At 55.6% G+C, this 7,696-nt stretch carries 8 protein-coding genes; 7 read left to right on the top strand and 1 reads right to left on the bottom strand.

Annotated elements, in window-relative coordinates:
- Positions 1-1,193 (top strand): thioesterase family protein (locus QZ279_RS03175; RefSeq protein WP_293447833.1); only part of this gene is annotated, 1,193 nt, incomplete at its 5' end.
- Positions 1,190-1,948 (top strand): SDR family oxidoreductase, encoded by a 759-nt coding sequence (locus QZ279_RS03170; protein ID WP_293447831.1) that lies wholly within the window; start codon positions 1,190-1,192, stop codon positions 1,946-1,948. The genes QZ279_RS03175 and QZ279_RS03170, both read left to right, overlap by 4 nt.
- Here QZ279_RS03170 and QZ279_RS03165 read toward each other — a convergent pair.
- On the bottom strand, positions 1,945-3,129 hold the full coding sequence (locus tag QZ279_RS03165; protein ID WP_293447830.1) for an aminoacetone oxidase family FAD-binding enzyme: 1,185 nt from the start codon (positions 3,127-3,129) through the stop codon (positions 1,945-1,947). The two genes, QZ279_RS03170 and QZ279_RS03165, sit on opposite strands and share 4 nt — an antisense overlap.
- A 229-nt stretch (positions 3,130-3,358) precedes the next feature.
- Between QZ279_RS03165 and ftsW the strand changes: the two genes are divergently transcribed.
- Genes ftsW through QZ279_RS03140 form a run of 5 tightly spaced genes read left to right on the top strand, consistent with a single transcriptional unit; the run spans position 3,359 to position 7,546 of the window.
- Positions 3,359-4,525 (top strand): putative lipid II flippase FtsW, encoded by a 1,167-nt coding sequence (gene ftsW / locus QZ279_RS03160; protein WP_293447827.1) that lies wholly within the window; start codon positions 3,359-3,361, stop codon positions 4,523-4,525.
- A complete protein-coding gene (locus QZ279_RS03155) occupies positions 4,522-5,631 on the top strand; it encodes a UDP-N-acetylglucosamine--N-acetylmuramyl-(pentapeptide) pyrophosphoryl-undecaprenol N-acetylglucosamine transferase (protein WP_293447824.1) in 1,110 nt (369 codons plus the stop codon). Before ftsW ends, QZ279_RS03155 begins: the two co-directional genes overlap by 4 nt.
- 21 nt (positions 5,632-5,652) lie before the next feature.
- Entirely contained in the window at positions 5,653-7,050 is a 1,398-nt protein-coding gene (gene murC, locus QZ279_RS03150; protein WP_293447836.1) for a UDP-N-acetylmuramate--L-alanine ligase, read from the top strand.
- On the top strand, positions 7,047-7,301 hold the full coding sequence (locus QZ279_RS03145) for a DUF2484 family protein (RefSeq protein ID WP_293447821.1): 255 nt from the start codon (positions 7,047-7,049) through the stop codon (positions 7,299-7,301). The genes murC and QZ279_RS03145 overlap by 4 nt, the downstream gene beginning before the upstream one ends.
- Complete coding sequence (locus QZ279_RS03140) at positions 7,298-7,546, top strand: DUF2484 family protein (protein ID WP_293447819.1); 249 nt, start codon at positions 7,298-7,300, stop codon at positions 7,544-7,546. Before QZ279_RS03145 ends, QZ279_RS03140 begins: the two co-directional genes overlap by 4 nt.
- Positions 7,547-7,696 lie beyond the last annotated feature (150 nt).

Below are 7,696 nucleotides of genomic sequence, written 5' to 3'. Positions count from 1 at the left end.
AGCATGCGGTCTACGCAGAGATCGAAGCTGCCAACACGACAGGCATCATCGCCTCATCAACATCGGGCATCATGCCCACGGATTTGCAAAGCGAACTCAAGCATCCCGAACGCCTGATCGTCGCGCATCCTTTCAACCCTGTGTACCTACTGCCTCTGGTCGAACTGGTAGCAGGTGAAAAAACGGACGCAGCGCATATTGAAAAGGCCAAAGCTCTCTACGCCTCTATCGGCATGCACCCTTTGCATTGCCGCGTCGAGATCGAAGGCTTCCTGTCTGATCGCCTTCAAGAAGCGCTTTGGCGCGAGGCACTCTGGCTACTCAAAGACGGTGTGGCGACGGCCGAAGAGCTCGACGCCGCCATCGCATACGGTCCGGGCCTGCGGTGGGCGCAAATGGGCACGATGCAAACTTTCCACCTTGCGGGCGGCGAAGGCGGGATGCGCGCCATGCTTGCGATGTTTGGTCCTTGCCTCAAGTGGCCGTGGACCAAGCTGATGGACGTCCCAGAACTGACCGATGACTTTGTGGAAATGGTCGGCGATCAATGCGACACGCAATCAGGCGATCTAAGTCCGCGTGATCTGGAACAACTTCGCGACGGGAACCTTGTTGGCATTATCCGATCTTTGCGCGGCGGTAATTGGGGCGCAGGTGCGACAGCCAAATCCCACGATACAGTCCTCGCAGCACTAAACGGCATGGATGCACATGCTGCCGACATCGATCCCAGCAAACCCGTGGTCACTGCGCGGCGCACAGTCCCGCTCGATTGGGCGGATTATAATGGTCACATGAACGAAGCCCGCTATTTGCAAGCATTCGGCGATGCGACTGACCGCTTTATGGAAATGGTTGGCTGCGATGCGGATTATATCGCGACAGGTGGCAGCTATTTCACTGCCGAAACCCACATCCGACATGTAGACGAGGTACAAGCCAGGGCACGTTTGGAAATCCGCACTCAAGTTCTGTTGGGGTCGGGTAAAAAGATGCACCTCTGGCACGAAATGTATGAGGGCGATCGCCTTTTGGCGACGGGCGAACACATGTTGATCCACGTTAGCTTGGAAACCCGTCGCCCCTCTAACCCAAGCGCTAAAATCCAAGCAAACCTAGAACGTATCGCCAACGGACACGCGGAACTGAGCAAACCAGACAGCGCGGGCGCCTCTGTGGGTATTCGCAAGTGAGCAAGGTCCTGATCACCGGCGGCGCAAGCGGCATCGGCTACGCAATGGCCGAGGCGTTCGCTGCAATAGGCGACGATGTTTGGATCACGGATGTGGATCCAGCCGCACTAAAAGACTGTCCGGATCATTGGAACAAAAGCGCCGTTGACGTCTCTGACGAAGATCAGATGGCCATGCTGTTCGAAACGGTGGCGCAGAAATGGGGCGCACCTGACACTGTTTGCGCCAACGCCGGCATTGCAGGGCCAACGGCCAAAGTCGAAGACGTGACGCTGGCGGATTGGAATAGTTGCGTCGCAATCACATTGGGTGGGGTCTTTCTCACGGCGAAGTTCGCAGCTCCGCTGATGAAGCACGCGGGCAGGGGCACGATCATCGTGACTTCCTCCACAGCAGGGCAATACGGCTACCCAAATCGCGCGCCCTACGCTGCGGCCAAATGGGGTGTGATCGGATTAATGAAAACCCTCGCGATGGAGCTTGGCCCCTCCGGCATCCGCGTCAACGCGATCTGTCCGGGGTCTGTTGAAGGCCCCCGAATGGATGGTGTGCTAGAGCGCGAAGCAAGGGCCAAAGGCATGACGCGTGAAGACGTCTATCGGGGATACGCAAGCGGCACCTCGATGGGATCTTTCGTAACCGCGTCTGACATCGCAAATATGACAGTCTTTTTGGCAAGTGACGGCGCGCGATTGGTTTCAGGACAAGTGATCGCGGTTGACGGCCATACCGAAAACCCTGACCCCAAGGTCTAAGCGTCGGCCTGCGCAATCGCGGTGCCGGCGGCCCAGCCACTGGACCAAGCCCATTGGAAATTATATCCTCCTAACCAACCTGTTACGTCTAATGCTTCACCTATCACATAAAGTCCGTTTTTTGTTTTGGTTTCCATGGTTTTGGACGAAACACCATCCGTATCAATACCGCCCAAGGTGACCTCGGCTGTACGATATCCCTCGCTGCCTGTTGGTCGCTGGACCCAGTTCTGTAGCTTCGAACACGTCGCTTCCAACGCTTTATCTGACTGATCCCCAATCCGCCCGTCGATGTTCATTTCACTCACAATATGCTGCGTCAATCGCGTCGGATACTGCTGCGCCAGAACCGTAGCCACATCGCGTTTGCCTTGTTCTTGTCGTGCCACGCGCAATGCCTCGAACAGTGTGCGATCTGGGTCCAAGTCCAAAACAACGTCGTCGCCCTCTTTCCAATAAGAGGATGCCTGAAGGATCGCTGGTCCAGATAATCCACGATGCGTGAACAGAACAGCCTCTTCAAACGTAACGCCATTCGCACAGGCGCGCGCAGGCGCACTTACCCCCGAAATCGGGGCGTATCGTTGATCGACAAATGTCAAAGGAACCAACGCAGGGCGTGTTTCAACCATAGCCAACCCGAATTGCTGCCCAATGTCATAGGCAAATCCGGTGGCACCCATCTTTGGAATGGACTTCCCACCGCTGGCAAGAACGAGGTTGCGCGAAGTCAACGAAACCTGTGTCCCGTCCCGTTTTGCTGAAATTAAAAACCGTTCCCCGTCATGCGTCACGCGGCCCGCGCTGCTATTTAGCCAAAGCTCTGCGTCGGCATCAGCCATTTCCTGCAAAAGCATCGCAACGATTTGCTTGGCGCTGACATCACAAAACAATTGCCCCAAAGTCTTCTCATGCCACGCGATCTGATGCTTCCCAACCAAGTCCAGAAAGTCCCATTGCGTATATCGCTTCAAGGCGGACTTGCAAAAATGCGGATTTTTGGAGATAAAATTTTCAGGAAGCGTCCCTAAATTTGTGAAATTACAATGTCCACCGCCAGAAATGCGAATTTTCTCACCAGCCGTCTTCGCGTGGTCAATAACCAACGTGCGCCCGCCTGTGTGGGCCGCGCACATCATTCCGGCAGCACCTGCGCCAACTATAATCGTATCATAATCCATAGCCCAACCAACTGCACAGCAAGCGCGCGAAATTCAAGCCCCTTCATCTTCCCTGCTAAACTTCCGCCGGAGGCAAGCTGCATGGTTTCAACCATGCTTATCCTGCATGCCGTTTTGCGGCATTCCGCTTAATGGCAAAGAATGCTGGCATTCGAATCACTGATTCGCTAAACAGAAATTAGATCCCGGAAAAACGGGACATGTTCGAGGCAACGGTCAGCGGTGATCTATGACTGAAATGGTTTACGGAAGCGTTCCTGTACGGGACGGGGAACCGGTTCTGCCGAAATGGTGGCGCACGGTTGATAAGTGGTCGATGTCATGCATCCTGATCCTGTTTGGGGTTGGTCTGTTGTTGGGCCTTGCCGCGTCTCCACCTTTGGCGGCGAAGAACGGGTTCGAACCGTTCCATTATGTGCAGCGCCAAGCCTTCTTCGGCTGCCTCGCGCTTATCGCAATGTTAATCACGTCGATGATGAACCCTGTTATCGTGCGCCGCTTGGCAGTGCTCGGTTTCATCGCCGCCTTCATAGCTCTGATCCTATTGCCCTTCTTTGGCACGGACTTTGGTAAAGGTGCGACACGCTGGTATTCGCTCGGTTTTGCATCTGTTCAGCCCTCAGAATTCCTCAAGCCCGGTTTTATCGTCGTTGCCGCATGGATGATGGCCGCCTCACAAGAAATCGGTGGTCCCCCAGGGCGTCTTTGGTCCTTCATGCTCACCGTCACGATCGTGCTTATCCTCGCGATGCAGCCTGACTTCGGTCAAGCCTCCCTGATCCTCTTCGGATGGGGAGTTATGTATTTCGTCGCGGGTGCACCTATGCTTTTGCTTTTCGGCATGGCTGGTCTTGTCGTTCTTGGTGGAATGGTCGCGTACAACAACTCCGAACATTTTGCGCGTCGGATCGATGGCTATCTCTCTACAGATGTCGACCCGACAACGCAGCTTGGCTATGCCAGTAATGCGATTAGGGAAGGCGGCTTTTTCGGGGTCGGTGTGGGCGAGGGCGAAGTGAAGTGGTCCCTGCCTGACGCACACACAGATTTCATCATCGCGGTGGCCGCAGAAGAATATGGCCTCGTGCTCGTGCTCTGCATCATTCTTGTCTACGCCAGCATCATCGTGCGCTCACTGCTCAGGCTCATGAGCGAACGGGATCCGTTTATCCGTCTCGCGGGTACGGGGCTGGCGTGCATGTTTGCAGTCCAAGCGATGATCAACATGGGTGTTGCGGTGCGTTTGCTGCCTGCAAAAGGCATGACGCTGCCGTTCGTCAGTTACGGCGGCTCATCTCTGATTGCTGGCGGCATTGCGGTTGGCATGCTCTTGGCCTTTACGCGTACACGTCCACAGGGCCAAATCGGCGATATACTCCGAGGTCGTACCAGATGAGTGAAAAAGCACCGCTTTTAGTAATTGCGGCTGGCGGGACAGGTGGGCATATGTTCCCAGCCCAAGCACTAGCAGAAGTCATGTTGCGCAAAGGTTGGCGTGTTAAGCTAAGCACCGACGCACGCGGCGCGCGCTACACAGGGGGTTTTCCCCATTCCGTCGAGATTGAAGAAATCGCCAGCGCCACGTTTGCGCGCGGTGGTCTCTTAGCGAAACTCGCCGTGATCCCGCGTATTGCTGGTGGCGTTATTGGGACGGTCTTCAAGATGCTGGGTGATAAGCCCGTCATGGTGGTCGGATTTGGCGGCTATCCGTCTATTCCTGCACTTGCAGCGGCAACCATTTTGCGACGTCCTCGCATGATCCATGAACAAAACGGCGTGCTTGGTCGCGTCAACAAAGTTTTTGCGAAACGTGTTGATGCAATTGCATGCGGCACGTGGCCGACCGAATTGCCTGATGGCATTGAGGGCCATCACACAGGCAATCCAGTGCGTTCGACTGTCTTGGAACGTGCGGGTGCTGGGTATATCGAACCGGGTGATTACCCGATGAGCGTCCTTGTCATGGGTGGCTCGCAAGGGGCGCGCATTTTGTCGGACGTGGTTCCACCTGCGATTGCCGCTTTGCCTTTAGAAATTTTACAGAACCTACGCGTCAGCCATCAAGCCCGTGATGAAGATGGCCAGCGCGTTGCAGATTACTATGCGGAGCAGGGCATCAACGCCGACGTGCAGCCCTTTTTCCACGATGTGCCAAACCGCATGTCCGAAGCGCAATTGATCATCAGCCGTGCTGGTGCATCTTCGGTCGCGGATATCTCTGTGATTGGCCGTCCCTCCATCCTTGTTCCCTTCGCCGCTGCGACCTCGGACCACCAAAGCGCCAACGCGCGGGGCTTGGTCAGCGCAGGTGGCGCAATCCTTATGTCGGGGAGCGCGTTCAACGTGGCTTCGTTGACAGAGCAGTTGGCGCTGGTCCTCAGCAATCCAGAGGGTGCGACACAAATGGCGGGTGCGGCTCTGAGTTGCGGCAAGCCAGACGCTACAGAACAATTGGTTGCCATGGTGGAGCGCCTGGCGACAAAAGATCAAAAGAAAGACTAAGAGATGAACGCAGTTCCCTCGATGAACCCTCCCACGAAACTACCTGGTGACGTGGGTCCGATCCATTTTGTCGGCATCGGTGGTATTGGCATGTCTGGCATCGCCGAAGTTTTGTTGAACCATGGCTATGTTGTTCAAGGATCCGACCTGCGCGCATCCCCGATCACGGATCGTCTGGCCAAACTGGGTGGGCATATATTTGTCGGTCAAAAGGCCGAAAATTTAGAAAGCGCAGAAGTTGTCGTGATTTCATCGGCAATCAAGCCCGGTAACCCCGAACTTGACGAGGCCCGCCGTCGCGGATTGCCCGTTGTGCGCCGCGCTGAAATGCTGGCTGAACTTATGCGTCTTAAGCTGAACGTTGCGGTTGCGGGAACGCACGGCAAGACGACGACCACCACCATGGTTGCGACATTGCTTGATGCAGGTAAATTTGATCCCACGGTCGTCAACGGTGGCATCATCCACGCATACGGTTCCAACGCGCGTATGGGGCAGGGCGAATGGATGGTTGTGGAAGCCGATGAAAGCGACGGTACGTTTAACCGTTTGCCCGCGACCATCGCGATTGTCACTAATATCGACCCGGAACATATGGAACATTGGGGCACAGAGGAAAACCTGCACCAAGGTTTTCTTGATTTCGTGTCCAACATTCCCTTCTACGGCGTCGCGATTTGCTGCACGGATGACACCGATGTGCAAACGCTGGTGGGCAAGCTAACCGACCGCCGCGTTGTGACCTATGGCTTTAACGCCCAAGCCGATGTGCGCGCCGTTGGCCTGCACTACAAGGGCGGTGTCGCGATGTTCGACATCCACTTGCAGAACGAAGATCAAGTGATCGAGGGCTGTTTACTTCCTATGCCTGGCGATCACAACGTGTCCAACGCTTTGTCTGCCGTCGCGGTTGCGCGCCACCTTGGCATGTCGGGCGAAGAAATTCGCGATGCTTTGGCCGCGTTTGGCGGCGTGAACCGTCGCTTTACCAAAGTGGCCGACGTGGACGGCGTGACCATCATTGATGACTACGGCCACCACCCCACAGAAATCGCTGCCGTCCTAAAAGCTGCGCGTCAATCGTCTGAGGGGCGCATCATCGCGATCCACCAGCCCCACCGCTACACGCGCTTGCACCACCATTTCGAGGACTTCTGCGCCTGCTTTAACGAGGCCGATGTTGCCGCGATCACCGAAATCTACGCTGCTGGCGAAGAGCCGATTGAGGGTGCGTCCCAAGATGATCTGGTTGCGGGCCTGATCCGCCATGGTCACCGTCACGCGCGCTCTATCACCACGCAAGATGACCTGACGAAACTGGTGAAAGAACAAGCCAAACCCGGCGATATGGTTGTGTGCCTTGGCGCGGGTACGATTTCGACTTGGGCCAACGAATTGCCAGCGCGCTTGAAAGCATGAGCGCCTCACTTCTTCTAGGCGCGCTTTACGTGATCTGTGCCGCCGTGGTGGCGATGCTGCCGATCCGTCGTCAGTATTGGCCTGCGGGTCTTATGCTGATCGCAGCGCCGCTTTTGCTGGGGCTCATCGGCTACCAACACGGTTGGATCTGGTTCTTCCTCGGCATGGCCGCGTTCCTATCTATGTTCCGAAATCCCCTGCGCTACCTGTGGCGCGTCGCACGCGGCGAACGTCCGGAGATCCCAGAATGAGCCTGTCTTTGATCTTGGCGTTGCTGTGGCTTGTCACCGCCAACGAGATCGCGATGTTCCCGTCCAAGGACCACCACTGGCGCAATGCCTATGTGCTGATCGGGGTCGGCGTGCCTTTGTTGGCGTGGATCTGGTATCAGAACGGATTTTGGATCGCTCTGATCGTGTTGGTCGCGGCAATGAGTGTTCTAAGATGGCCTGTGATTTATCTGGTGAAGTGGGTAAAGGGGTTGGTTGGGCGTTAAAGACGAATTATTTCGCGCGAGAAAAAATTATTGTTTATTAACAATTGGTTATTGTGTGCGTGCGGTGTGCTGAGGGGATTGCCCTTGCTGGTCGTGTGTCTATCGCCCAAGTTGTTAATATGATTGCAGCGACAGATATTAAAGACCGTA

Source organism: Planktotalea sp., from assembly GCF_018607965.1.
In the GTDB taxonomy this organism is placed as follows: Bacteria; Pseudomonadota; Alphaproteobacteria; order Rhodobacterales; family Rhodobacteraceae; genus Planktotalea.
The sequence above is the reverse complement of the archived record's forward strand: the minus strand, read 5'-3'. Positions and strand labels throughout refer to the sequence as shown.

Bases quoted from the DNA above. Each gene is read 5' to 3' on its own strand.
- QZ279_RS03165 (WP_293447830.1), bottom strand. From the start codon at position 3,129: ATGGATTATGATACGATTATAGTTGGCGCAGGTGCTGCCGGAATGATG.
- ftsW (WP_293447827.1), top strand. From the start codon at position 3,359: ATGACTGAAATGGTTTACGGAAGCGTTCCTGTACGGGACGGGGAACCG.
- QZ279_RS03155 (WP_293447824.1), top strand. From the start codon at position 4,522: ATGAGTGAAAAAGCACCGCTTTTAGTAATTGCGGCTGGCGGGACAGGT.
- murC (WP_293447836.1), top strand. From the start codon at position 5,653: ATGAACCCTCCCACGAAACTACCTGGTGACGTGGGTCCGATCCATTTT.
- QZ279_RS03145 (WP_293447821.1), top strand. From the start codon at position 7,047: ATGAGCGCCTCACTTCTTCTAGGCGCGCTTTACGTGATCTGTGCCGCC.
- QZ279_RS03140 (WP_293447819.1), top strand. From the start codon at position 7,298: ATGAGCCTGTCTTTGATCTTGGCGTTGCTGTGGCTTGTCACCGCCAAC.